The following is a 26,465-nucleotide window of genomic DNA, read 5'->3' as shown; positions in this document are numbered from 1 at the left end:
AAATCTTTAATAAACAAATCATGCGATTCGTCTATACCATGGGGTATTAATCCGGGTTTCCCCGGGCTATCCCCCTGTATAAGGTAGGTTGCATACGTGTTACGCACCCGTGCGCCACTTTCATTGGAACCGAAGTCCCAAATCTCGTTCGACTTGCATGTATTAGGCCTGCCGCTAGCGTTCATCCTGAGCCAGGATCAAACTCTCCATTGTAAGTTGTCTATTTGTAAATGCCCCGACAGTAAAGTATACCGTCGAAACTCCCGTCTTTTCTACTCAGGTTTTCTTCTTTTTTATTAGCCTTACATCACTTCAAAGAACTTTATATCCCCGCATTCGGAGACTTGGTGAGGGCTACTTTCCCCAAAAGCGAGTGCAAATATCGGAATGTTTTTTTAATCTGCAAACCGAGTTTTGAAAAAATTTATTTTATTTTTTCTTGCCGCTCTTCAATTATAATTTCCCTCGAGACTTTTCTCATTTGGGAGTGCAAACATAGGGTAGATTAAGAGATTTCACAAGACTGTGAAGACAAAAATTCAAGTATTTGTTAAGAAAATTTTCATCAATCTAAAAATCAGGACTTTGGTTTTTTATACAGCGGAACAGTACTGCAAGGCTCCCCAAACATTATTGATTTTGCCTTGTCCTGAATCAATGAGACAATTCTTCCATAAGCAAATAGCGGAATTGTGATTTCACTACATCCTTTGATAACTACTGGCGCACCTTCTATTCTATCTAAATCTATTTGGGTAACACATCGCTCAGCTATGTAAAATTCAAGTTGAGACAAATCTCCAATGACATAGCCTTTTGAATTAGTAAGGTAAGTTGCCACAAGCATGTATGCCCATGTGGGTATAATAGCATCTACGGTACAATCAATAGCAACCCATTTCCCTTTGTATACTGACCAATCATATGACTTTAACGACTCCCTAAACTCTCTTTCTCTTAAAACCAATTCTTGGAAAAGAAATGGCTTCAAATCAAAAAGCAATCGCTCCTCTTTGGGATAAAATTCTTCCAAGTTGATAGTGACGATAGGGCTTTGAGCAACTCTATTGACAATTTCAGTCATAACAATAGTGGGTTTTTTCTTGAATTCAATACTTGAAACTCTTTAAGATAATTAGGAACAAAATAGGCTAGGTTTTCAAACTCTTTCTTTTTATACTTTTGAAAAGCCAACTCACCTATCCATCGGGCAGAAAAATCAGCTTCTTCAAAAGTTGCATTGACACTTGATATCATGGAGGCTATTTTCTCATTGGCATTACCTACAAAAAACACAGGTCCACCTGATAAATATTCCATAAAGCTATTTTCCTCCAATACTTCAGGGGCTATTTCGGCCAATGGGAGAATAGTTGAGTCGAAAGGCTGTGCATAGACTTCCATCCTACGGGCATCCATATGAGCAATAATCGCACTCTTTTCAGATTTACCAGAAAACTGAATCGCCAGAGATTGTAAGGTATTCACAGCTATCAAGGGTAAATCCAAGGCATAAGCCAAACCCTTTGCCGTCGATACTCCTATCCGCAAGCCTGTATACGATCCGGGCCCCTCAGAAACAGCAATGGCAAGGAGATCATCAAGCTGATGATTTGATTTCCTCATTACCTCATCAATCAATATGGGTAATTTTGTCGCATGACCTCCCTTTTCATCCCACTCTTCAAGGCTAATTAGTCTACCCGAATCATGTAATGCTACAGAGCATTTATCTGTGGATGTCTCCAAGGATAAAATGAGTGACATATTATTTGATCGATGCTGAAAGTAACTGATCTAAATTTTTAGGGTTAGAGAAGATCTCCATTGCTTTAATTACATCATTGTCTTCATCCAAGCTAGCTTGGATCAGCCCTTCTTGAAAATAATACCTTGATACAATTTCCTCAGATAAAATTTTCATGATTTCTTCTTTATAAGTAATGAGATCTTGCTCCTTACTGTGATTTATCTTCATCTCCAATGCCTCTATCTGATCCTTTACCTCCTCATAAAGAGGTGATTTTTTTGCGTTTTCCTTCATATCTTCTACTGATTTTTCCAAATAAGTAGTGTAGTCGTACTCTTTACCCTCCAGAAATTTGATGAAATCCTGATAATCCTCCTCGGAAATTTGAAAAGACGACGGATCTGAAATTTGATCATGTCGGTACGCATAATGTGTGGCAAAATCAAATACATGACTTCTCGCTACTAAACTGTAAGAAATAGGAGCGTAACTTTCTGTTTCTACCGATTGATCTGGTTCTATACCTGCACCATCAAAGACGATCCTGCCGTTTTTTGTTTTAAACTCTTTCCTCAGCGAGTCAGGCACTGTAATCAGAGAACCGTTTTCTCGGGTTTGTGCGTAGTCTATCGCCTGAATACATCGTCCGCTTGGGATATAATATTTGGCAGTAGTGACTTTCATTTGCGCATTATAGGTCAAAGGGACAGTAGTCTGAACCAGCCCCTTACCAAAGGATTTTCTACCGATCAAAACTGCCCTATCATAGTCTTGAAGTGCTCCTGCCACAATTTCCGCAGCGGACGCACTTCGCTCATTGATCAAAACCACGAGCGGTATTTCCTTATCTACTGGAGATTTTGATGTTTTATAAGTGTAATTGACGTTTTCAAGTTTACCTATAGTTTTTACAACCACTTTTCCCTTGGGAATAAAAAGGTTGACTATTTCTACAGCTTCTCCCAATAAGCCTCCTGGATTATCTCGAAGGTCCAGCACTAATTGTTCTGCTCCCTGGTTTTTCAAATCCAGGACTGCTTTACGCACTTCATTTGACGCATTGGTAGTAAAATCACTAAGTTTGATATAACCTGTCCGTTCGTCTAGTTTGCCGTAATAAGGGACATTCTTCAAGGATATTTTCCTTCTTACAAGGTCAAACTCGAGCGTATCTGTATTTCGCCTTACTTTTAATTTCAAGGGGGTATTTGCAGGCCCCTTCAATAAATCTGAAACTTCTGAAGTAGCCTTACCCACTACATCTATAGAGTCCACTTTAAGTATCTGGTCGGCTATTTTAAGCCCCGCTGATTGCGCAGGAAATCCAGTATAGGGCATGATAATGATATTACCATATTCTCTATTTCCTATCAAAGCACCAATCCCCCCATATTCACCAGTGGTCAGCATTCTAAAATCCTCCGACTCCTCTTCAGGAACATAAGTGGTATAGGGGTCCAATTCCTCTAGCATGGCATTGATCCCTATGGTGACCAATTTATCAGGGTCTATCTCTTCTACATAAAAGGAATCTAATTCTCTTACCAGTGTAGCAAAAATGTCAATATTCTTAGCCAGTGCGAATAACTTGTCATTTTTGGTAGTGAATGCAAATATCCCCGAAACTGATAGTACCCCAATTAGGGTCCAGAGGATAATTTTATTGGCTTGTATCTTCATTTTTTTGTTGTTTTTCCTGTGACAAAAGACCCTCGAGTTTGGGTAGAATTTTTTGGATCTTTTGATCAATTTCATGGAATTCTATCAGGTCTGAACTTACATAAATCAAACCAATCAGGGCATATCCATTGGTGGATTTAAGTGAATGTTTGTTAAGCCGATAAGACTCCTTGATCCTTCGCTTGACAAAATTTCGATGAACCGCCTTTTTAATTTTTCTTTTTGATACCGAGACCAACACCTGATGGGACTCCAAGCTGTCTTTCTTCAAATAGAGTATCTTAAATGGATATAAAAAAAAAGAGGAACCTTCGTTAAAAAGTTCCTTGATTAATTTCTGAGCGTGTAATCGCTCTTTTTTTGAGAATCGGTAATTCATCACAAGGCGTCAATTCGCATGAAAATACGAAAACTACCTTAAAGAATTACTTCTTCAGGGTCTTTTCAGAAGAAACGCTCAATTTTTTTCTTCCTTTAGCGCGTCTTGACTTTAGAACTCTTCTACCGTTTGCAGAAGACATTCTTTCTCTAAATCCGTGCTTGTTTTTTCTTTTTCTGCGGGAAGGCTGAAATGTTCTTTTCATGATCGAATATCTTTATCTAATTGCTTTCTTAACTTGTTCCTCTGGACTTAACCTCCAAAAAGGACTGCAAAGATATGCAGCGTTTTCTGAAATACAAACTACTCTACTATAATTATCCGAGAATAACCTGTTAATTTTCACCTATGTTTGAATACACCATTTCTTGCCACTGCCCCACCAGCCAATTCACCCAAATTAAGCTGGAAATTATATTGAACCAGTCCAACTTGATCAGACTCCAATTACCAGCCTGGCGTGCTGGTCGCTATCAGATCGCAAATTACGCTCAAAATATTAGAAATTTTCAAGTCATTCAACCGGATGGCCAGGCTTTGTTTTGGGAAAAAACCACCAAAGACTGCTGGACTTTTAACGCAACGAAAGTCGGGAAATATCAAATCCATTATGAATTTTTTGCAGGAAAAATGGATGCAGGTTCCTCCTGGGTGGATGACCAGCAAGTTTATCTCAATCTAGTCAATTGCTGTTTTGAGGTGAAAGGGGCGGCTCTCGGACCTTACAGTTTTCAGTTTGACCTTGAAGGTTTTTCCCAGCAAATCTGCACCCTACCCGAAATCTCCAATCGAAAATATGAAGCTATCAACTTCCAAGAAGTGGCAGACTCTACTCTACTTGCTGCCAAAAAATTAACACACTGGCAACTACCGCTTCGCGAAGTGATGATACATTGCTGGTTTCATGGAGAAGTGTTTTTTGAGAAAAAATCATTTTTAGACACCTTGAACAGCTTCCTCCAAAAGCAACTTAATGACTTCGGGGGATTCCCTGAAAATGAATACCATTTCATTTACCAGCTTCTTCCTTACACTCACTACCATGGAGTCGAGCATAAAAAAGGCACTGTCATCACCTTTGGCCCAGCAGACAAATTGAAAGAAAAGTCCTCCATGATGGAACTCATAGGAGTGACCTCACATGAATTTTACCATGCATGGAATGTCTGCAGTATACGTCCTAGAGATTTGTTTCCTTACGATTTTTCGAAAGAAAACTACACAAAATCCGGGTGGATTCTAGAAGGAATCACCACCTATATGGGAGACCTGTATCTATTAAAATCAAAAATATTCAGTCTAGAGGAATATTTCGGAGAAATAGAGAAAACGATCAATCGCGTTTCTCGAGATTTCGGCTGGAAAAATCAAAATCTGCTGGAGTCATCCTTTGACCTATGGTTAGACGGCTATCAGGCGGGTATTCCAGATAAGAAACAAAACATCTACGCCAACGGCTCATTGGTTGCTTGGGCAATTGATATCCACCTTCACCAGTCAGGCTCTTCTTTGGCCAAAGTAATGAAACATGCCTATGATCGATTCCGATATGGACAGAGAAGCTATCAAGAGGGGACTTTTTGGCGGGTCATAACTAAGTTCGGTAAAGAATGGAAAAGTAACGATTTCTACAAGCGATTTATTGGAGGAAATGAATCTATTCTCAAAGAACTAGAGGAAATACTCCCCTACCTAGGAATCTCTCTTGAGACTAAACCTAACCCTGATTCTATTTGTCGAAACCTAGGAATCTTATATACGGAAAATAAAATACAAAAAATACATCCCGAGAGCCCTGCCTATCCCCATCTGATGATAGGTGATAAAATCACACAAGTAGAAGAAAAGGAAAAAATTAAAATATCTATCGAAAGACTAAATGGGCAAGTACTGGATTTTGACTTCAAAGTAAAGGCCAACTTTTATCCCATCTATTTCCTAAAGGCAACTGAGGTAGAAAATGAATTAAGAAACTTATGGAGTGAGTAAAAAAAAAGGGGACGGTGTACCTCCGCGTCCCCATATGAAAGTATGCCGATTGTGCTTATTTAAAATCCTCGTCAGTCAAGGGAAGATTGACTTCCAAGTTGGATATTTTCGCCTCCAATGGTACAGGTATCATTGCCGACTTGATAGTCCAAGTCATGGGAATCAATACCCCCTCCTTCTCTTGATAATCTGAGAAGAATGTATCCCCCGATACCGGGTTTTCATTTTTTATCTTCAAGCCAGTAGCTTGATCATAATAGTTAATCAACTCGGCTCCTGACTCTGCGACCATCACTAGCTTGTAAGCCGCGGTGCCTTCCACATCCTTAAGGCCTTCTAATCGCAAAGAGTAACCTAAATCTTCATAAAGCGCTTCAGGGAATAAGTAAGAGTTGATCTTAGCTATATTAAACTGCTCCGCAGGTATAGCCATCGTCTGACCTTGAACGGAGACTGAACCCTCATCGCCGATTATGGTAGTACTTTGAATGACATTTCCCATGGCTGATGTTTTCTGACCGTATCTACCATTTACATCGTAAACGGCATCTATACTTAGGCTATTCCCCATCACTTCTGCCTCCATGGTCATTTTGGTTGTTTTGATGTTTCGAGCCTTTTCTGCTCCACCTATTGCCTCCAAGTATTTCGCGATGACAGATTCGGCTGTTGCATCCGCATCAGCTGTAAGTTCTTTCGCTTCAAAGCCCATGTTGTCATAGAGGGTAACGGGACCAAACTTCTCTAGCTTTTCTCTTATCTGATCACCATTTCCTACCGCCGTTATGTAAAGCTTGCTCGGATCGATCAACCTTTTGGCAGTTGCATTGATATCTTCAACGCTAAGATCATTCAACTTCTGAAGGTAAGTCGCATAGAAATCTTTAGGCAGATTATATCGCTCAATATTCAATGCAAAATTCGCAATAGTCGCGGGGCTTTCTAACGATCTTCCAAAAGAACCGGAAAGGTTTGCTTTTGCTTTTGCCAATTCTTCCTCAGTCACGCCTTCATTTACCACTTTCTCAATTTCATAGAGCATCTCCACTATTGCAGAATCAGTCACTTCCGTTCTAACAGAAGCGTTGGCCGAAAATCTAGCAATCAATCGATCTGAACCGATAGAAGAATAAGCGCCATAGGTATAGCCTTTATCTTCACGCAAATTCACAAACAATCTAGACGAAGATCCTCCACCCAAAACTTGATTGAGCAGCCTACTCGGCAGATAATCCTCATCCGCCAACTGAAGCTGTACTGGCTGAGCTACATTGATCACGGTCTGTACAGAGGAGCTTCTGTCTACAAGTCCTACTCTATTGGAAGCAGTCCTGCTTGGAGTTGGGTATTCGAATGTAGGCACATCGCCTGACTCCCACTTAGAGAAATATTTACCCACCACACTTTCAGCTTCGCTTAAGGTCATATCACCCACAATGACGAGATAAGCAATATTGGGTTTGAAGTAAGTCTGATAGTAGTTTTTAACATCTTCCGTTGTAATGTTTTTTACAGTCGCCTCAGTTTGGACCTCACCGTATGGATGGTCTTTGCCATATACCATAGCTGAAATCATCCTACTTGACATTGCATCAGGATTATCCTTGCTTTGAGCCAATCCTGTCAAGGTCTGCTTTTGTATTTTTTCCATTTCCTCTGCGGGAAAAGATGGATTATACAAGACATCTGTCATTAACTCCAATACTTTATCCTGATGCTTTTTCAAAGAAGAAGCAAACACTGAAGTAGAAGATGCAGAAAGACTCGCTCCGATAAAATCAACTTCTTGGTCAATTTCATCTTTGGTTCGACTTGTAGTTCCAGCAGTGAGCATTTGCCCTACAAATCCGGTAAGACCTGCTTTCTCTCCCTCGAAAAGTGGATCTCTATCCAATACCAAAGAAAAGGATACCCTAGGTAGTTTATCATTATTTACGACAAAAACCTTGAGTCCATTATCTAATGTAAATGATTCTGCATCCCCGATTTTGATCTCAGGTGCAGGGCCAGAAGCAGGTAGTTGGCTCCTATCGACTTGAGCAAAGGCAACAACTACAGCCAAGAGCCCAAATATGAATGTTGTTATGATTTTTTTCATTTGATTTTTAGTTTTAGATGAAACAATTACTCAGTAGCAGCGTCTTGTGGCTTGGGCAAATAATAAAGCACCACTCTACCTTCAAGGTTTAGGTACTCATTAGCCACTCTTTTAATATCCTCTTGAGTCACTTTGCTATAAGCATCCATTACTTGATTGATATAATTGGTGTTTCCATAAATCACATGGGCTTCGGCTAAGTTTTGAGCAATACCTGCCATTGAAGAATTTCCGCTGACAATATTATTCTCGGTGATATTTTTCAACTTCTCAAAATCTTGATCAGAAATCCCTTCCTGCTGCACTTGCTTCAAGAGTGCGTCTATTTCAGTTTCCAAAACCTCCGGAGCTACACCCATATTGGCGATTCCATACATTAAAAACAATCCGCCATCTTCCAATTCTAAAGGTATCGCAGCTACTGCCAATGCCTTCTGCTGCTTATCCACAAGTTCTTTGGTCATTAATGACGAGTTTCCTCCTGTCAAATAAGTAGAAAGTAAAGAAAGCGCGTAGGAATCAGGGTGATTTTGAGGAGGGAGGTTATAGGCTTGAATTACCGCCGGAATCTGAATATTGTCATAAATCACATCTCGGATTTCTGCTGTTTTCTTTGGTTCTGTTACATTAGGCCTATAAATCTCTTTTTGTCCTTTAGGGATTTCTGAGAAGTATTTTCTCACCATTTCCTCGGTGGCCTCGTAGCTGATATCGCCTGCTATAGTCAAAGTGGCGTTGTTTGGCACATAGAAATCCTGATAAAACTGCTGAAACTCTTCGATTGTTGCAGCATTCAAGTGATCCATGGAGCCAATCGGCGCCCACTGATAGGGGTGCTCGGCATAGGCACGCTTCAGTGTTTCAGGCAGGATAGTACCATAAGGCTGATTTTCGTAGCGCTGACGTCTTTCTTCTTTCACCACTTCACGCTGGGTCTCTACACCTGTGACATCCACTTTGGAATGAAGCATTCGCTCACTTTCCATGTAGAGCGCCAGTTCCAATTCGTTTGACGGGAGTAATTCATAATAGTAGGTAATGTCGTTAGAAGTAAATGCATTGAGCGTTCCCCCACGACCTTGAATAATATTCATATATTCTCCTCGCTCGATGTTTTCAGTGCCCTCAAACATCAAATGCTCGAAAAAATGTGCAAATCCTGTTCGTTCAGGGTTTTCATTTTTTGAACCGACATGGTACAAAACCGATGTAATGACAATCGGGGTAGTATTGTCCTGGTGCATGATCACATGCAATCCGTTATCCAAGGTGAATTCCCTGAAGTCAATCTTGTTTTGGGCAAGCGCAGGCATACTAAGCATTCCTGCAACCAAGCCTAAAGCAGCTAGTTTTCTCATAGCAAAAGTTATGGTTAGTTTAGTTGTATAATCGTTAAATCGACCTGATTTGTTTATTGTGTCCGATGGTGGACGGTAAAAGCGCCAAAAAAAGACTTTTTTACCAGTTAACATAAATCTGGGGACTAAAAACATACTTTTTATCGAAACAAAAAAGTAATTCGAACTAATATTTTTATTTATAAATGAGCTTCTAATCTTAATACATCCAAATTTCTATCTTAAAAGCATTTTATTCATTGTCCAGTAAAGATTATTTGATAAATCTCAAATTTTCTATCAATAGCCATATTTACCTTTCCATCTGCTGGACAGGTATTTCCGTAGTTCGTTTTCCCGGGCATTCTCCCCCGGCTGATAGATAGAAGTGTTTTTGATTTCATCCGGCAAAAACTCTTGGTTCACGAAATTCCCAGGAAAATCATGCGCATACTTATAATTTTTGCCATAGTCCAAGTCCTTCATCAGCTTAGTCGGCGCATTTCGGAGGTGAAAAGGAACCGAGAGGTTTCCCGTTTCTTTGACCAAGGCCTGTGCTTTGTTGATTGCCAAATAAGAAGCATTACTTTTGGGTGAACTCGCCAAATAGGTCACACATTGGGAAAGAATAATTCTTGCTTCGGGATAGCCGATGATTTTAACCGCTTCAAAGCAATTAGTCGCTAAAAGCAATGCATTGGGGTTGGCATTGCCTATATCTTCGGATGCTAAAATCACCAGCCTGCGAGCGATAAATTTCACATCCTCTCCTCCTTCGATCATTCTTGCCAGCCAATACACGGCAGCATTGGGATCGGAACCACGGATGGATTTGATAAAAGCCGAAATAATATCGTAATGCTGTTCTCCGGATTTGTCATACAAGGCGACTTTTTGCTGCGCAATCTTCATGACTTTTTCGTCAGTGATTACCGTAGGGTTTTCATTGATTCCGTCGATCACTATTTCCAGCAAGTTTAAAAGCTTTCGACCGTCACCTCCCGAAATCCGCAACAAGGCATCTGTTTCTTGTAATTCTACGCTTACTTTTTTCAACTCCACATCCTTTTCCAAGGCCTGCTTCATCATCGCCTCCATTTCGGTCTTCCCGAGTGGATTGAGGGTAAATACCTGACAGCGGGAAAGCAAGGCTGAATTCACTTCAAATGATGGATTTTCAGTCGTCGCCCCGATCAGTCGAATAATCCCTTTTTCGACCGCTCCCAAAAGTGCATCCTGCTGAGATTTATTAAAGCGGTGGATTTCATCGATAAAAAGTACCACACCCATTTGAAATTTCGCTTTCTCGATGACTTCTCGTATATCCTTTACTCCCGAACTGATCGCTGAGAGCGTATAAAAAGGAGCCTTGATTTCATTGGCTATAATATTGGCAATGGTAGTCTTGCCCACTCCCGGAGGCCCCCAAAGAATCAGCGAGGGCACATTTCCAGACTTGATGGCCTTATGCAAAAAAGACGAAGGGGAAGATAAATGCTCCTGCCCGATCAGGTCTTCCAATCGGGTGGGACGCATACGTTCGGCTAGAGGAGTTGGATTCATTTTCGTAGAAGCAAGAGATTAGAGCCAAGAAATCAGAAAGTATCGAGTATGAGGATATTTTTTCTTTAAGATTTAATTTCCCTTTGAGAATTGAAAAATAGCATAAAAATGGCCTTTTCAGGCATGATTGGATTTGAATAGCGTCAAATACTGTCTTGACTAGATATTCTGAATTCTTTTCCCAAACTCCTCCAAGTGCTCGTCTCCAAAATCCAAATGGGTCACAAATCGAACAAGGTCTTTCCCAAACTTGACAGATTTTATCCTTAGGTCTGAAAGCTTTTTCATGAATTCTTCCGGACTTACTCCCTCCAATCTGGCAATAACAATATTGGTTGATACTGGAAAAACCTCCGATACCACCGAGAGTTTGCTCAGCATTTCACCCAAAGCTCTGGCTCGTATATGATCTTCTTTCAATCTTTCTACCTGATGGTCCAGTGCATAAATCCCAGCTGCAGCCATAAATCCAGCCTGCCTCATCCCACCGCCAAATGCCTTTCGCACTTTTCTAGCTCTTTTGATATCGGCCTTGCTTCCTACTAAGACTGAACCAACAGGACAGCCTAATCCTTTGCTCAAACAAATCGAAATTGTGTCAAAATGCGCCCCCCAATCGGCAGGACTATCACCAGTTTCCACCAAAGCATTGAACAGTCTAGCGCCATCCAAATGAAGTTTGATTCCTTTTTCTTGACAAAGAGCGGCTATAGGCTTGACCTCATCGAGGGTATAAATGCTCCCTCCGCCTTTGTTCATCGTATTTTCCAAAGAAACCAATGTTGTCTCAGGAGCATGAACATCATCCGGGTTGATGGATTCAGCTACTTGAGCAGCAGTAATTTTTCCTAAATTTCCATCCAATAATTTTACAGAAGCGAGCGAATTAGCCATAATTCCGCCTCCTTCGTAAAGATAGATATGAGAATATTTGTGGCAAATGACCTCAGTTTGAATTTGAGTATGCAGCCGAATAGCAATCTGATTGGTCATCGTGCCGGATGGACAAAAAATCGCCGCCTCCACCCCAAAGCGTTTGGCGATTTTCTCCTCAAGAGCATTAACAGTGGGGTCTTCGCCAAAGACATCGTCTCCAACAGGTGCGGCAAACATCGCTTCTTTCATTCCCGGACTTGGTCGGGTCAGGGTGTCACTTCTCAGATCAATTAGCATTTTTGAAATATATAGATTTTGAACTTTGATTAGGGACAAGACCACGGATCGCTGCAGCAGCTTCTATCGGTCGGTCTGTGGCTAAAATATCGGCTCCGTTTTGAATAAAGCTTACATAAATTTCATCTCCTCGGGCTATGGCACTCCGATCCAAGTTGCCCAAAACTCCCAAAATAGTAAAGGCACCTTTTTGATGCAATTGCTCATTGAATTCCCAGTTTCTCTCAGCTAAGCCGGTAAATGCAATTACCCGATCCCAAGGAATACCCGTCTCCTCAAAACGCTGAATTTCCTCTTCGTTCCTAATCGTGATCGAAAGCATTAATTCTGGCGCAAGAGAATGGAGTTTCTTGGCCGCTGGAAAAGTATAAGAAATCAGGGCAGCATAAGACACCGCCTCTGTAGTACGAACCGTTTCCACCACTTTTTCAAAAGGCACTGAACGCTTGATATCCACAGTAAGCAGTGCTTTTCCCTTAGACCAAAGCAACGCTTCCTCCAATGTTGGCACCTTGAAATCAGTCAATTGCCCATCCATGTCTTCCAAAAACAGACTTTGAATGTATTCATAACTCACTTCATTTACCTTTCCCGTTCCATTGGTCGTCCGGTCGAGCTCATCATCATGCATTAAGACCAATACAGAATCCCGAGTCATTGCCACATCCAATTCGATAATGGCAGGAGTATATATGAGTACATTTTCAAAGGTTTCAATCGCATTTTCTGGAAATCCAGGATAAGGCCCTCCCCTGTGCGCGGAAACCATGGGAATTCGATCAGCGGTCCAAGTATAAAACTGCCTGGCATCGGCTATATTGAAAACCGAGATCCGATTTAATTTCCCAGTTCCGTCATTTGAACCATCGCCTTTTGATTGCTGAGATTGACAAGCTTGAAACCCAATCAATAGAATCAGCAATCCAAAATATTTTTTCATGTGTTATATAATTTGATTTTTAATGGCCACATGGAATCTTCGCAAGCATTCCCCGACCCATCGGGGCATACCTCTGTGTGTCGCTTTGGGTCTTGCTCGATTTCATTCTTTTTTGTTCTCTTTTTTGAAAATAAAATCCAAACTACCCTTCCGAGACCGAAATACCTCTTCCATATCTGAAAGCTCCAAGTTTAGTGCTTTGGTAGAAATCTGAATTTCAATTAATGAAAGACCCAAAGCAATCAGTAACGAAGCCATGCTCCCTACAAATATCCAATTAGCCGCAATCGTGTAGCCTTGGAAAAGCAAATACATACAAATCACACACAATAAAAAGCTAAAAATGCCAAACAGCTGCATGTTTTTGATCAAAGAGAGCCTTCGTCTCAAATTGTGCAATTGCTCCACGACAAGCTCCTCGTCAGGATTCTCCTTAAATTTTTTATGCAACCCTCGAATCAAATTTGCTATTGCCAAAAAACGATTGGTAAAAGCCAGCATCAAGAGGGTAATAGCCGAAAATAAAAGCGCAGGAGTCGAAAGTTGAAGTTCCATGAATAGGCAATAGTTTGAGTCACTTACAAGTTTACTAAAAGGGATTAAAAAAGCCCGATCTTGTAAGAACGGGCTTCAATGTTTTAACCAGCTTCAATGTTTTAACCAATCAAATTAAGCGACTTCTCCCAATACAACCAGCTTTTCTAGCGTAGGAGATTCAGAACCACCTTTTGGTTCGATCGTAATGGCAAAAGCACCTGCCTCGGCCACCGCATTCATCTGCTGCAGACTAAAAGGCTGAGCAGGATCTACAAGCCCAATTCCGATTGGACCATCAGGACCAATAGCCCAAAGCTGATAATCAAATTCGGCACTTAATGAATTTAGGCGATTCACCGCAATAAAAACCTCTTTCTTTCCCTGATCCCAAAAGACATCCACTTTGGCATCTTTCTGCATTTCTAGAGCTTCTCCAAGCATTTCTACTCGTTTGAAGTCACCTGCAACCAAGCGGTCTAATCTCGAATCCGTTTCTTCGTACTCCTGCTTAACCTGATTTAGATTATCAGCCAGAACTTGCTGCTCTTGAAGTAATGCCGTAAAGCGCTGATCCGTGTCGTAAAATTTACCAGCAAAGTAAACAGCTGCCAATGAAGCAATTATCGCAACGATGGATGCTGCCACTGCAAAACTTTTCCAAAAAGTGGATTGTACTACTTTACCTTCCTTCTTTGGTAAATCGGTCAATGTCTCCTCCGTTTCAGATTTTTGAAACTCATCCTCCAAGCTTGCAAAAATGTCAGATTTTACTTTTGCAGAAGGAGCCTTTCCTGTCAATTGATCAAAGGCAAACATGGCTTTTTCCAAAGCGTCTAATTCCTCTCGTACTTCAGGGTATTCCTTAGCGAGATCCAGCACTTCTTCACGCTCACGATCGGTCAACTCTCCCAGAAGGAAAAGCTCGAGTTTGCCTGATGCTATGTATTCTTGAATATCCACTAGATGCTGTCTAAGTTCTTTTTTAATACCTGTATTGCCGCTCTGACACGGGATTTCACTGTTCCAAGGGGAATATCAAATTCCTCCGAAATCTCTGAGTGAGTATATCCCTTGAAGTAAATATACTCGATTATAAACTTTTGATCCTCGTTTAGCTGATTCATCAGCTCTTTCACACCGATTCCATCCACGTGCTCCATTGTACCTGATTCACTTTCGAAACCATATACGAAGTCTTCTATGGTGTTGGTCTTATTGGATTGCGAAATTTCCTTGGAGCGCAGTTTATCTATAGCCGAATTTCTACAAATATTAGCCATCCAAGTGTAAAGCCTACCCTTGGATTCGTCATAAAAATCAATTTTCTGGGTAATCTTTACAAAAGCATCATGAAAAACCTCCTCTGCGATATCTCGATCAGGAATGATTCTGGAAATCACTCCAAAAAGCGCCGTTGAATACTTGTCATACAAATACTCCACCGTCTTTCGGTCTCTCGAACGCAATCCTGCGATTAATTGTGTTTCTTCCAAAATCAACTTTTCGTGTGTGTCACGGTTAAAAATAAAACACCAGACCAATTGTTTCGGCCTGGTGTCGATATATTTTTATAATTCATCAAAATTAAAGGTGAATCACTTCGTCATAAGCTGCAGCAGCCGCTTCCATCACCGCTTCAGACATTGTTGGGTGTGGGTGTACCGTTTTGATCAATTCATGGCCTGTGGTTTCCAACTTGCGGATAGCTACGATTTCGGCAATCATTTCGGTCACATTCGCACCGATCATATGCGCTCCGAGTAACTCGCCATATTTCTTATCAAAGACCAATTTCACAAAACCATCTTTGGCTCCCGCGGCAGATGCTTTGCCAGAAGCAGAGAAAGGAAACTTACCAACGAGAACTTCATAGCCAGCTTCTTTTGCTTTAGCTTCGGTCATTCCTACTGAGGCGATTTCCGGAGAACAATAGGTACAACCCGGGATATTTCCATAATCCAAAGGTTCAGGCGTATGACCTGCGATTTTCTCTACGCAAATAATTCCTTCTGCAGATGCTACGTGCGCCAAAGCTGGTCCAGCAACTACATCACCAATGGCGTAATACCCAGGCATATTTGTCTTGTAGTATTCATCCACTTTGATTTTACCTTTATCCACTAGGATTCCTACGTCTTCCAATCCAATGTCTTCGATATTAGATACGACTCCAGCTGCAGAAAGTACGATGTCGCACTCCAATGTTTCTTCACCTTTTGCAGTTTTGACAGTAACCTTACAACCTGTTCCTTTGGTATCTACGCCTGTCACTTCCGAAGAAGTCATGATGGTCATTCCTGACTTTTTATAGATTTTCTCCAAGGCCTTAGATACTTCCACGTCTTCAACAGGAACAATTCTGTCCATGTATTCGACGATAGTCACCTCAGTACCGATAGCATTGTAAAAGTAGGCAAACTCAACACCGATCGCTCCAGAACCGACAATCACCATCTTTTTGGGTTGCTTGTCTAGAGTCATGGCTTTGCGGTAGCCTATAATTTTCTTATCGTCAATTTTCATCGAAGGTAGCTGACGTGCTCTAGCCCCAGTTGCGATGATGATGTTATCGGCAGAATAAACAGTCTTTTTACCGTCTTTGTCGGCTACTTCGATTTTTTTCCCTGCTTGGATTTTTCCCCATCCCGGAATCACCTCGATCTTATTTTTCTTCATCAAAAAAGTAACTCCTTTGCTCATGCCGTCTGCTACTCCTCGACTTCGCTTTACCATTCCGGAAAAATCCGCTTTGGCATCTTTCACGCTAATTCCATAGTCATTGGCGTGATTGATGTATTCAAAAACCTGGGCGCTTTTCAGTAAGGCTTTGGTAGGAATACAACCCCAGTTGAGGCAAATCCCCCCCAACTCTTCCGCCTCTACGATCGCCGTCTTGAGGCCAAGCTGGGAAGCTCGAATCGCGGCTACGTATCCACCGGGACCACTCCCCAAAACGATTAAGTCAAATTTGGTTGAAGACATATTTTTATTCTTAGTTGATAACGAATTGAAACTATGCAAAAATAGGCCTTTTGGATTCAGAAAAAAATTTGGTCAAAATAGTCTATCGATCAATAATGGTCAGTTGAATTGGACATAAAAACTCATCCACAGAATAAATATTCGGGAAAAGCAATTTTCTTGTTTCAATATTTCCCTCAGAGGAAAAATCACAGTTTTATCCTTTGAAAATCAAGGAAAAATGAATTGAATAAATGAAGCGACCTGATTCTTCTGTCTTTTTTTCTAATTTTGGGACAAACAAAAAAACGAAAATACATGGGTTTACTTTCAGGAAAAACAGCCTTAATTACCGGTGCATCCAAGGGAATCGGAAGAGCTATTGCCATCCGATTTGCTCAGGAAGGCGCCAACGTGGCATTTACATTTTTATCCTCTGTAGAAAAAGGGCAAGCATTGGAATCCGAATTAGCGGAATTTGGCATCAAAGCCAAAGGATATCGATCTGATGCTTCTGATTTTCAAGCTGCCGAGGAATTGATCAATAATGTGGTCAGTGAATTCGGTAGCCTGGACATTTTGATCAACAACGCCGGTATCACCCGAGACAATCTATTGATGAGAATGACCGAGGAGTCTTGGGATGAAATCATGAATGTAAACCTGAAATCCTGCTTCAATACCGTCAAAGCGGCCACCCGCACCATGATGAAAGCCAAATCCGGCTCAATCATCAACATGACCTCCGTAGTCGGTGCCAAAGGAAATGCCGGTCAGGCGAACTATGCCGCTTCCAAGGCAGGAATCATCGGTTTTACCAAATCAGTGGCCTTAGAATTGGGATCAAGAAATATCCGATGCAATGCTGTGGCACCTGGATTTATCGAGACTGAAATGACGGAAGTACTGGACGAAAAGACCGTGCAAGGCTGGAGAGATGCTATCCCGATGAAGCGCGGGGGCAAGCCGGAGGAAATCGCCGATGTGTGCGTTTTCTTGGGTTCGGAGATGAGCACCTACATTTCCGGACAGGTGATCCATGTGAATGGAGCGATGTATACTTAAGGATTTTTGAATTACGATTTACGAGCGGCTGGAGAGATTCAGTCGCTTTTTTGTTTTATTTGTTTATGAACAAGGTGATTTTGGATTTGGAGAACGATTCTTGGCCTGCAGCCTATATCCACGATTTGAATTCACTGATTTTTATAGCTTAGTATTTCAAACCGAAAAAAAGTAACAATCTATGCCGAAAGCCATTGGTGACCTAGATGAAAAACTACTTGAAAGACTAAGACAGAGGCTGGCGAAGAGGGTAAATGTATCTTTCAACGCAAACAAGAGTTATTACAGGGTTTCTGAGTTCCTTTTTGAAAGAACTCACGTTAGTGTAAGCCAAAGTACCCTGCGTCGGGTTTTTCAATACGATTCCCCGCATTCGCCGACCAAGTCCACTTTAGACCTCATTTGCCAAAGCCTAGGCTACTACAATTGGAAAGATTTTGTTGAAAAGGAGTCTGAACTTAATCATTTTGATTTATTACAGGTAATTTCTGCGATTCAAATTGGAGGTATTTCATCTCTTGATGAGGTTAGAAAGCAAGTATCCAAATTTATTGATAGCCCCAACTTGTTTAACCTTCTGGAGGCCATCGTAGATGCTGCAATATCTCAAAGAAACATTTCGATACTAGGACAGCTATTCGAACTTGATGGTGTTTTTGACTACAGACAGGATTCTCTGAAAATCTATTTTTTCATTCACAATCTTGTAATTAAGCTTATTAAAGCCGGATTGATGCAAAAGATGATCCCATATTTTGGTGCAAGTGAAAAAGCCCGGGAGTTTTTAATTGAATGGTATGTGGATGAGGACCACTTAGATGGATATTACTATGACCTGCTCCAAGAGTATAAAAAGCATAAGACCGGTCTGGAATCTAAGTTGTTTTACAACTGCTTGATGTATCAATGGGCCGAACTAAAAAAAATATCAAGCCGTCAATGGCTCGAACCGATTCGGGAATTTGAGGAGACCGATCCGGTTCATGCGATTCCAAAAGCAAGAAGGTTGGGGATCTTGATGCTGGAAGTGGAATCCCAAAAACTACCAAATTCTCTAAAAAATGAGTTTGAGAAATACTTTGATCAAATAAATGATGATGCCAGAATTATCGCTGTTCTTATAATTGTGAGACTGTTATTTTCAAAGAGACGAGATTTATTGATTCAAAAAGTTCTTGAATTTCTACCTTATTCAAATGAGTTGGGCAAAGATATTTGGACTCAAATCAACCTCAATCAGCTCAAAATCTATAGAGCGTATGCTTGTTTTCTAGTTGATGAATTTGAAAAGGCTCATATTGTAATTAATGAATTTGAGCCTCTTTTGGTTAATAACTTCATAAGAGTAACAATTTTTAGAGATTATGAAGTGGTGGCACAACTAATAAAGGGAGATAGGTAATGTTGTGGCTTTTTCTTTCAGTTTGTCTCTACGCTTTTAACAATGTGCTCTGGAAGCTCTTTTTGAAAGGCGAACAACCCTTGCATATAATCAGTCGGAGAGCAATATTCACTTTTGCCTTCGCTCTTGGGGCTGCCTGGGTTACTCAAGTAAATCTTATCGATTTTATCCTCCACCCCAATTCAATTTATGTATTCATTGCATCACTTTTTGGAGTGTTAGGATTGGTTTTAATGGTAACCTTTTTGAAATCGGGGAGCTTGATTCAAATGGCTTTTTATTCACTTTTGGGTACGGGTATCGCGGGGTGTTACACATACTTATTCAGTGAAGAAAGTCTCACAACCAAAGCTATTTTGGGTTCAGTGTTAATGATGACCGGTTATTTAGTGTTCTGTTTTAACGATCGTCTCAAAGCTCAGAAGGAAAAGACTGTGTTTAAACACCATTTACTTTTAATCGGAATGACGCTTTCCTTTTCAGTTTCCCTTTTGATTCAATGGGAAAGCTTGAAGATCTTTCCTCCTTTGGCGATCATCTGTACTCAGGAAACCACTGTTTTGATTACCACGTCACTGCTCGGCATTTTTTTCAGACCGGCAGAGAATTCCCGAAATTCCGAGAGTCAATCAACCCTTAAAATGGCTTTGATGGCAGTGGTAATTTTTGCAGGGATTTTTGCGGGTACGATTGGGTTAAAAACAGCAGATCCATTTTTGGCATCTGTCGCTGGTTTTGCTGTTCCGGTATTGACAGTGATTTTTGGAGGTATGGTATTTCGCGACCGCATGGATGTTTTGCACTGGGTGTCCCTCGTTTTGATGATAGCAGGGGGAGTTTTCCTTCTGTAGTCTTTAGGTTCTTGTTATTTCTTTTTGCTTTGGGCTGCCCGGCTATTTGAGCCTATTTGGAACAGTTTTGTCCATCTTTCTTTGAATCACATTGGTAATTTGGCCAAACAATTAGTAAAGCCTTACAAGCTAATTGAGTAAAAGGGTTTTTCATTTGTACAATCGGGTTTTTTCTGATTCTGCCCGATTAAAAGTAAAAGTTCCTAACTGAAATCTTTAGAATAAATAGTCACCCAAAATTAAACTGGAATGTTCATCAAAATCGAAGATAATTATAACCCCTTGACATTGCAGGGTTCAGACCACAGATTGATCAATGTCAACCATATCCTCCACATAATTGACCTTTCAAAAAGGAAAGATGATGATAAAGTGAGGGTCCGAGTTGAATCAAGAATTTGCCTTACTAACGGTGAAATTATCGACACGGTACATTCAGTGGAGGAGATAGAAAGGAGAATAATGAAGTAGTTAATTCTAATCTATAGTGAAAAAAAAGCTCTTTAATCAAATCCAACAATGTATAACGAACAAGTAGAAAAACTCATTGAACTTGCCCTTGCTGATGGCGAGCTAACAGAAAAAGAAAAGCAAGTTCTTTTTAAAAAAGCAGAAGCAGAAGGTATTGATTTGGATGAATTTGAAATGGTGCTTGATGCAAAGCTTTTCGAGAAAAATCAAGCAAAAAAAGATTCGCCTCCAGTTTCTGCACCAAAATCTGATAAGTATGGTGATGTGAAAAAATGTCCTTCTTGTGGATCAATTGTTCAATCTTTTTCAGGTAAATGCTCAGATTGTGGATATGAATTTAGGGATATTCAAAGCGATGCTACCATTAACAAATTGTTTGAAGCGTTAATGGAAGCGGATAATATTCCTAAGGATCAATTTAGAGAAATTCACACTGGTGATATGGGAGGGATCCTAGGTGGTATTATGGGGAATTCTTATGCAGCTTTAGATAAACAGAAAAATGAAGAACGACTAAAAAAACATGAGGAATTGCACAAAGAAAAAATTCATTCAAGAAAAGTACAGATAATAACTAGCTTTCCAATTCCAAATACAAAAGAACCTTTATTGGAATTTTTAACTTTAGGTATTTCTAAGGCCACTCCTATTAAGAAGGGTTTTTTTAGCAAAAAGACTATTGCAGAGGAAGAACACAATGCATTAGTTCCTGCATGGAAATCAAAAATAGACCAGGTCGTTTTTAAAGCAAAAATGTCTTTGAAAGATGACAAATCTTTGCTTGCAGAAATAGAAAATATGGTCTCGCAATTAAGTTCCAAAAAATAACAGAATGATATTATTTGGAAATAAAAGCGAAGGCGGACTCATGGATGTCATCCGCTGTGACGAACCGGAATATCTTGTTTGGAAATGGAAACCTTCGGGTACTGCAAATTCTTCAAAGAAAGAAAACGCGATCCGCTATGGTAGCAGTTTACGCGTTAAAGACGGAGAACTAGCAGTTTTTGTCTATCAGCAAAATCAAGGAACAATTCAGGATTATATTATTGGCCCACATGACGATACCATTAGAACAGCCAACTTTCCTGTTCTTACAAGTATTGTCGGAGCTGCATTTGGTGGCAGTTCCCCATTTCAAGCGGAAATTTATTTTATCAACCTCGCAAGAAATAATCAAATAAAATTCGGGATCCCGTATTTTGATATATTCGACCCGCGTTTTCCTGAATTGGGTGTTCCTTGTGCAGTAAGAGGTAGTATGACTTTTAATCTGACTGATTACAAATCATTTATAAAATTAAATAGGCTTCGTGAATTTGACCTTGAAGATTTTAAAAATCAAATCAAGGGGTTTTTCATTCGTAAAGTTAAATCAATCGTATTGAACATTCCTCTGGATGAAAATATTCCGGTTATGCAACTGGAAAGAAAAATTGACGAAATCGGTGAGTTGGTCAAATCGAAAATCAAGGCAGTTCTTGAAGATGATTTCGGAATCAACTTTAAGCGGATTGATATCAGTGCCTTAGAATTGGACAAGGAAAATCCACACTATCTTCAACTCAAAAAATCCACTGCCGACCAACAAACCAAATTTATTGAGGCAAAAACAGACATTGAGATTGAAAATCTGGATGAAACCTTGAGAATAAATCGAAAGGATGTGGAATTAGGTGTTGAGGGTAAAAATTTCCAAGTTCATCAATTGAATAAACAATCCGAAGTTTTAAAAACCGCTGCCGAGAATTTGGGAGAAATGGGAAATATAAATCTTGGCGGAGGAGATAGTGGAGGTTTAAATCCCGTTGGTCTTCTGGTGGGAATGGGAATCGGTGGTACTATGGGTAATCAAATGGGAGGAATGATGACAAACCTGAATAAAATGCCTCCGCCACCACCAGCTTTACTTTATTATATCTCATCTAACGGACAACAATCTGGTCCATACAATCTTGAACAAATCAAACAACTTGCACAAAACGGACAGTTGACAAAAAATCATTATGCATGGAAAGAGGGCATGACTGGATGGGAATTGGCAGGTAATATTACTGAACTTGCAAACCTATTTTCAAATGTTCCACCCCCGCCTCCAGGCGTGTAACTAAATAAGAGGTGAAAATAAATTTAGTTAAGTCAGCCATTGCAATCGGAGTGTGTGGATTAATAGCCTATGGTTTTTATCGCTTTTACAGTTTTGAAAACAAAACGCTGTTAAGTTTGGGCTGTTTTTTGTTTACTACGATTAGCTTATTATTGGCGATAGCGATTAGTTTCAGGTTTCCAAGAACCACAACAATGATGAGGGTAGTTTCAGGCATTTTCTTTTTGATTGCTTTTTCGAGCAATTTAATTTTTTCTTTTTCTGAGTTTTCAGCCCCGCTTTATGTAATTGTAAACGGTATTTTGATGTTAATTTATGTTCTAATTGTTTACACCGTATTTAAAGCAAAACAATAAATTGTGACTAATATTAAATGTTTTTGTAAAGAAATCTTTTCTAGTAAACGGGGCTTTCGATTTTTTTTTAATCCTTTAGGTCACAAAAAAAGCCCCGATCACGATTTTATCGGGACCGAGGCTCTTGAAAATCTTCGAGGTCTTTTCTACCTCGAAGTTTTTCTGAACTTGAATGTTTTTTGCAATAAGACCTTCGGGGTTTTCAAAACCCCAAAGGTCAATTAATCTTTCCCCAAAAAAGGATATCGATAATCCGTAGGAGACACAAAGGTTTCCTTAATGGTGCGTGGAGACACCCAGCGGAGCAAATTGATCATCGAGCCGGCCTTATCGTTGGTACCGGAAGCTCTCGCTCCACCAAATGGCTGCTGACCGACCACAGCGCCGGTTGGCTTGTCATTAATGTAGAAATTCCCCGCGGCGTTTCTTAGCTTTTGCGTAGCCAATTCTATGGCATAGCGATCTTGGGAGAAAACAGCGCCAGTCAATGCATAAGGGGAAGTCTGATCGACGAGTTCGAGCACCGTCTCAAAATGCTCCGCATTGTACACGTAGATGGTCAAAACCGGACCAAAAATCTCTTCACACATGGTTGTGTACATCGGGTCCTGAGTCAGGATGACAGTTGGTTCGATGAAGTAACCTTTAGACTTGTCGTAGTTACCGCCCGCGATGATTTCTACTCCCTCGGCAGCTTTTGCATTATCTATATACTTGGCAATTTTGTCAAATGACTTCTCATCAATGACTGCATTGATAAAGTTGGTAAAATCTTCTGTTCCACCCATTTTCAGGCTTGCCAAATCCTCCAGCATGTACTTTTTAACATCCTCCCAAAGGTTGGATGGAATATAGGCTCTTGAAGCAGCAGAGCATTTTTGGCCTTGGTATTCAAATGCACCTCTAACCAATCCTACAGCAACAGCTTTGGCATCAGCGGATTTGTGTGCGAGTACAAAGTCTTTTCCACCAGTCTCTCCCACGATTCTTGGATAGGATTTATAAAGCTTGATATTTTCTCCTATGGTTTTCCAGATATGCTGGAATACGCCCGTAGAACCTGTGAAGTGAATTCCTGCAAAATCAGGATGCTTGAAGATGATATCCCCAGCCGTAGGTCCATCTACATAGATCAAATTGATCACTCCATCGGGAACTCCAGCTTCTCTAAAGACTTCCATCAGCACATTCGCTGAATAGATCTGTGTGTAGGCTGGTTTCCACACGATGGTATTACCCATCATGGCTGCAGAAGTTGGGAGATTCCCGGCGATTGCAGTGAAGTTGAAGGGAGTCAGGGCAAATACAAAGCCTTCTAATGGCCGTTGCTCTAAACGGTTCCATACCCCTCCACCTGAAACAGGCGGCTGCTGAGCATATATCTCTGTCATGTACTTCACATTGAACCGAAGAAAATCGATAAACTCACAAGCGGAGTCAATTTCAGCCTGCATGGCATTTTTGGATTGTCCAAGCATAGTAGCTGCGTTGATCTTGGCTCGGTAAGGACCCGCCAATAAATCGGCTGCTTTTAAGAAAATGGCAGCACGCTGTTCCCATTCCAGATTTTCCCAAGCTTCCTTAGCTCCCAGAGCTGCATTGATCGCCTGCTCGACGTGTGAGGCATCTCCCTCATGAAAATGCCCCAAAATATGCTGATGATCATGGGGAGGAGAGAGGGGTCTAGTTTTTCCCGTACGGATTTCCTCACTACCGATGTACATAGGCACATCGACTTGAGTGGCTCGCAACTCGGCGAGTTTGGCTTGTAATTCTTTACGCTCAGGGCTTCCCGGCGCATAGGATTTCACCGGCTCATTGACCGGTGTAGGCACGTTGAAAAAACCTTTTAACATACTATTGGAGTTTATGTGATTTCTGAATTTCAAAGATAGGATTTCCGAGGCTAAAGGAGCGTGATTTTACTTACAAAAGTGCCTCCAGCTCTTGAAGATGCTTTATTTCGTAGGTCGGTAAAATATCTGAAACTTTACCCTCAGGATTGAAATACACCTGATCTATATCGGCCCGCTGCGCCCCCAAAATATCCGATTGGGGATTGTCTCCGATCATGAGACAATCTTTGGCATTTGTTTTCAACTGCCCCATCGCGTAATGAAAAATTCGTGGATCCGGTTTTTTATGACCAGTCGTCTCTGAGGTTACCACCAAATCAAAGAAAACATCTAAACCTGATGACTTCATTTTTTTGGCCTGCGATTCATTAAAGCCATTGGTAATAATATGCACTTTGTACTTCTCTTTGAGGTAAGTGAGGATCTCTTTAGAATAAGGAAAAACATGAGGCTTGGATGAAGTCCGATGCATGAAATCCTCTTCAAACTCGACAGGAATACCCTCTGCACGCCCCCCGGCATGTGTAAAGATCCGGGGAAAACGCTCTTTTCGGAGATTGACTTTATCGATTTTACCCACATTGTACCAATCCCAAAGCTGAAAATTAACAGCATGAAATGCCTCAAAAAACTTTTCAAAAGTTGGAATTCCAAGTTCAGTGAGTTGGTAATGTTCATAGAGTTCCGATAAGGACTCGGTGACATTTCGATCATAATCCCAAAGAGTATGGTCCAAGTCGAAGAAGAGGTGTTGGTAAGTTTTCAAATGATTTTATCTACGGTATTGATTATTCTGAATTTTATTGATGGCCAATTCACGATTGGATTTGAGTATTTCGAAAGTCTCCTGATCACGAATCAAACTAGCATCCTTCTGTATAAACTTAAAAATCTGATGAATGATTTCCAGGTACTCTTCAAGGATGTAATAAAACATCCATTGGTCTACTCGACGACTTCCCAAAAGTCCTGCATTCTTCAAATAAATGAGGTGACGGCTGGTTTTGGTCTGGGTAAAATCCAAAATATGTTCCAAATCAGAAATGGTTAATTCTTTATTCAGCATCAACAAATGGATAATTCGCACACGAGGTTCTTCACCTAATGCCTTGAAAATTCGTAATCCATAATTTAAACTGATATTTTTGAGGCGCATTAGTAAGTTTTAACCAAGATTTACTGGCGAATTTAAAAAAACCCCCGAAATTAGGGTATTCAGATTCCAACCCGCCAACTTTTGGCTGACCAATTAGTTACAAATTCGTGAAGAATCCAATTTTAATCTTAGCACTTGCTTTCGTTTCGTCAATATGGCTTGGCATGTCTGATGCCCACGCACAAACTGATCTTGATAAAAAAGTAATTCAGCTCTCTGGTATTATTTTAAATGCTGACAGCACTGATGCCGTTCCTGGTGTAAATATTTATGTTCCGAAAAAGGGCCGAGGCACCAGTAGTGGGAGATACGGCTATTTCTCCATGCCTGTATTGGAAGGAGATAGTGTGGTTTTTAGTTTTATCGGTTTAAAAAGGCAAACTTTTAAGGTCCCTTCTAATATAGAATCTGACAAAATCAGTCTGATTCTGACCATGGAAGTGGATGAGATTGCCTTGGCTGAAATAGAAGTAATGCCTTACCCTAGCGAAAAGGAGTTTAAAGATGCTGTATTGGCTATGAATGTGGTCGACCCGATGTCCATTAGCCGCGCCAATATGAGTCCTGAAATGTTATTGCGATGGGCCGAGCAGATGCCTGCCTCTGGCAATGAAAACTTCCGCTATTTCCAGCAGGGTCAGATGCTTCAAAATCAAGACCTATACGGTCCTAGACCACTTCGTCTACTCGATCCCTTTGCATGGGGGCAATTCATTCGATCAATCAAGCGTGGAGATTTGAAAAGCCGGGATTAATGTTTTTCAGCTAGCGACGACGCGACGAGTTTTATTGAA

24 protein-coding genes and 1 rRNA gene are annotated in these 26,465 nt (G+C 40.6%); 7 read left to right on the top strand and 18 right to left on the bottom strand.

Translation table 11 applies throughout. From position 1 onward, the window contains the following. From BLQ57_RS02085 to rpmH, 6 genes are all read right to left on the bottom strand, one after another. Nucleotides 1–213, bottom strand: a 16S ribosomal RNA gene (locus BLQ57_RS02085); the annotation flags it as partial. A 364-nt stretch (nt 214–577) separates the two neighbouring features. Further along, a complete protein-coding gene (locus tag BLQ57_RS02080; protein ID WP_087937807.1) occupies nt 578–1,084 on the bottom strand; it encodes a DUF2480 family protein in 507 nt (168 codons plus the stop codon). Continuing rightward, the gene (gene tsaB, locus BLQ57_RS02075) at nt 1,081–1,767 is read right to left on the bottom strand and encodes a tRNA (adenosine(37)-N6)-threonylcarbamoyltransferase complex dimerization subunit type 1 TsaB (RefSeq protein ID WP_087937806.1); all 687 of its coding nucleotides are present in this window, start codon (nt 1,765–1,767) and stop codon (nt 1,081–1,083) included. Before tsaB ends, BLQ57_RS02080 begins: the two co-directional genes overlap by 4 nt. Nucleotide 1,768: 1 nt before the next feature. Beyond that, nucleotides 1,769–3,430: a S41 family peptidase gene (locus BLQ57_RS02070; protein ID WP_087937805.1), complete on the bottom strand. Its 1,662-nt coding sequence runs from the start codon at nt 3,428–3,430 to the stop codon at nt 1,769–1,771. Next, a complete protein-coding gene (gene rnpA, locus BLQ57_RS02065; RefSeq protein ID WP_087937804.1) occupies nt 3,411–3,809 on the bottom strand; it encodes a ribonuclease P protein component in 399 nt (132 codons plus the stop codon). The genes BLQ57_RS02070 and rnpA overlap by 20 nt, the downstream gene beginning before the upstream one ends. Before the next feature lie 46 nt (nt 3,810–3,855). Continuing rightward, nucleotides 3,856–4,014, bottom strand: a complete 159-nt coding sequence (gene rpmH, locus BLQ57_RS02060; protein ID WP_087937803.1) for a 50S ribosomal protein L34 — start codon at nt 4,012–4,014, stop codon at nt 3,856–3,858. 143 nt (nt 4,015–4,157) lie between these two features. Here rpmH and BLQ57_RS02055 point away from each other — a divergent pair, with 143 nt between their 5' ends. Beyond that, nucleotides 4,158–5,798: a M61 family metallopeptidase gene (locus BLQ57_RS02055; protein WP_087937802.1), complete on the top strand. Its 1,641-nt coding sequence runs from the start codon at nt 4,158–4,160 to the stop codon at nt 5,796–5,798. A 55-nt stretch (nt 5,799–5,853) separates the two neighbouring features. Here the strand turns inward: BLQ57_RS02055 and BLQ57_RS02050 are convergent, their stop codons facing one another. The 9 genes from BLQ57_RS02050 to lpdA all read right to left on the bottom strand — a co-directional run bounded on the left by BLQ57_RS02050 (nt 5,854) and on the right by lpdA (nt 16,428). Next, nucleotides 5,854–7,896 carry an insulinase family protein gene (locus BLQ57_RS02050; RefSeq protein ID WP_087937801.1) on the bottom strand — a complete coding sequence of 681 codons (2,043 nt, stop codon included), beginning with the start codon at nt 7,894–7,896 and terminating at the stop codon, nt 5,854–5,856. A 26-nt stretch (nt 7,897–7,922) separates the two neighbouring features. Continuing rightward, entirely contained in the window at nt 7,923–9,254 is a 1,332-nt protein-coding gene (locus BLQ57_RS02045; protein WP_087937800.1) for a M16 family metallopeptidase, read from the bottom strand. Nucleotides 9,255–9,533: 279 nt separating this feature from the next. Then, nucleotides 9,534–10,796 carry a replication-associated recombination protein A gene (locus BLQ57_RS02040; protein WP_087937799.1) on the bottom strand — a complete coding sequence of 421 codons (1,263 nt, stop codon included), beginning with the start codon at nt 10,794–10,796 and terminating at the stop codon, nt 9,534–9,536. Between the two features lie 159 nt (nt 10,797–10,955). Then, nucleotides 10,956–11,969: a threonine aldolase family protein gene (locus tag BLQ57_RS02035; protein WP_087937798.1), complete on the bottom strand. Its 1,014-nt coding sequence runs from the start codon at nt 11,967–11,969 to the stop codon at nt 10,956–10,958. Further along, nucleotides 11,959–12,909 carry a glycerophosphodiester phosphodiesterase family protein gene (locus tag BLQ57_RS02030; RefSeq protein WP_087937797.1) on the bottom strand — a complete coding sequence of 317 codons (951 nt, stop codon included), beginning with the start codon at nt 12,907–12,909 and terminating at the stop codon, nt 11,959–11,961. Before BLQ57_RS02030 ends, BLQ57_RS02035 begins: the two co-directional genes overlap by 11 nt. A gap of 102 nt (nt 12,910–13,011) precedes the next feature. Further along, nucleotides 13,012–13,464: a DUF2721 domain-containing protein gene (locus tag BLQ57_RS02025; RefSeq protein ID WP_087937796.1), complete on the bottom strand. Its 453-nt coding sequence runs from the start codon at nt 13,462–13,464 to the stop codon at nt 13,012–13,014. A 114-nt stretch (nt 13,465–13,578) separates the two neighbouring features. Then, nucleotides 13,579–14,406 (bottom strand): anti-sigma factor, encoded by an 828-nt coding sequence (locus BLQ57_RS02020; RefSeq protein ID WP_087937795.1) that lies wholly within the window; start codon nt 14,404–14,406, stop codon nt 13,579–13,581. Continuing rightward, nucleotides 14,406–14,939, bottom strand: a complete 534-nt coding sequence (locus tag BLQ57_RS02015; protein ID WP_087937838.1) for an RNA polymerase sigma factor — start codon at nt 14,937–14,939, stop codon at nt 14,406–14,408. The genes BLQ57_RS02020 and BLQ57_RS02015 overlap by 1 nt, the downstream gene beginning before the upstream one ends. A gap of 91 nt (nt 14,940–15,030) precedes the next feature. Continuing rightward, nucleotides 15,031–16,428, bottom strand: a complete 1,398-nt coding sequence (gene lpdA, locus BLQ57_RS02010; RefSeq protein WP_087937794.1) for a dihydrolipoyl dehydrogenase — start codon at nt 16,426–16,428, stop codon at nt 15,031–15,033. 297 nt (nt 16,429–16,725) lie between these two features. Here lpdA and fabG point away from each other — a divergent pair, with 297 nt between their 5' ends. The 5 genes from fabG to BLQ57_RS01980 all read left to right on the top strand — a co-directional run bounded on the left by fabG (nt 16,726) and on the right by BLQ57_RS01980 (nt 22,303). Then, complete coding sequence (fabG, locus tag BLQ57_RS02005; protein WP_087937793.1) at nt 16,726–17,472, top strand: 3-oxoacyl-[acyl-carrier-protein] reductase; 747 nt, start codon at nt 16,726–16,728, stop codon at nt 17,470–17,472. Nucleotides 17,473–17,653: 181 nt separating this feature from the next. After that, complete coding sequence (locus tag BLQ57_RS02000) at nt 17,654–18,874, top strand: hypothetical protein (protein WP_087937792.1); 1,221 nt, start codon at nt 17,654–17,656, stop codon at nt 18,872–18,874. After that, nucleotides 18,874–19,725 carry a DMT family transporter gene (locus tag BLQ57_RS01995; protein WP_087937791.1) on the top strand — a complete coding sequence of 284 codons (852 nt, stop codon included), beginning with the start codon at nt 18,874–18,876 and terminating at the stop codon, nt 19,723–19,725. The genes BLQ57_RS02000 and BLQ57_RS01995 overlap by 1 nt, the downstream gene beginning before the upstream one ends. A 519-nt stretch (nt 19,726–20,244) precedes the next feature. After that, complete coding sequence (locus tag BLQ57_RS01985) at nt 20,245–21,024, top strand: hypothetical protein (protein ID WP_087937789.1); 780 nt, start codon at nt 20,245–20,247, stop codon at nt 21,022–21,024. A 4-nt stretch (nt 21,025–21,028) separates the two neighbouring features. Further along, the gene (locus tag BLQ57_RS01980; protein WP_087937788.1) at nt 21,029–22,303 is read left to right on the top strand and encodes an SPFH domain-containing protein; all 1,275 of its coding nucleotides are present in this window, start codon (nt 21,029–21,031) and stop codon (nt 22,301–22,303) included. Between the two features lie 577 nt (nt 22,304–22,880). Here the strand turns inward: BLQ57_RS01980 and pruA are convergent. The 3 genes from pruA to BLQ57_RS01960 form a co-directional block, all read right to left on the bottom strand. Next, nucleotides 22,881–24,515, bottom strand: a complete 1,635-nt coding sequence (gene pruA / locus BLQ57_RS01970; RefSeq protein WP_087937786.1) for an L-glutamate gamma-semialdehyde dehydrogenase — start codon at nt 24,513–24,515, stop codon at nt 22,881–22,883. Between the two features lie 70 nt (nt 24,516–24,585). Next, nucleotides 24,586–25,281, bottom strand: a complete 696-nt coding sequence (locus BLQ57_RS01965) for a YjjG family noncanonical pyrimidine nucleotidase (protein WP_087937785.1) — start codon at nt 25,279–25,281, stop codon at nt 24,586–24,588. 6 nt (nt 25,282–25,287) lie between these two features. Beyond that, a complete protein-coding gene (locus BLQ57_RS01960) occupies nt 25,288–25,671 on the bottom strand; it encodes an ArsR/SmtB family transcription factor (RefSeq protein ID WP_087937784.1) in 384 nt (127 codons plus the stop codon). A gap of 164 nt (nt 25,672–25,835) precedes the next feature. Between BLQ57_RS01960 and BLQ57_RS01955 the strand changes: the two genes are divergently transcribed. Further along, complete coding sequence (locus BLQ57_RS01955; RefSeq protein WP_087937783.1) at nt 25,836–26,426, top strand: carboxypeptidase-like regulatory domain-containing protein; 591 nt, start codon at nt 25,836–25,838, stop codon at nt 26,424–26,426. Nucleotides 26,427–26,465 lie beyond the last annotated feature (39 nt).

The organism is Algoriphagus faecimaris, assembly GCF_900101705.1.
GTDB classification, from domain to species: Bacteria; Bacteroidota; Bacteroidia; order Cytophagales; family Cyclobacteriaceae; genus Algoriphagus; species Algoriphagus faecimaris.
The sequence above is the reverse complement of the archived record's forward strand: the minus strand, read 5'-3'. Positions and strand labels throughout refer to the sequence as shown.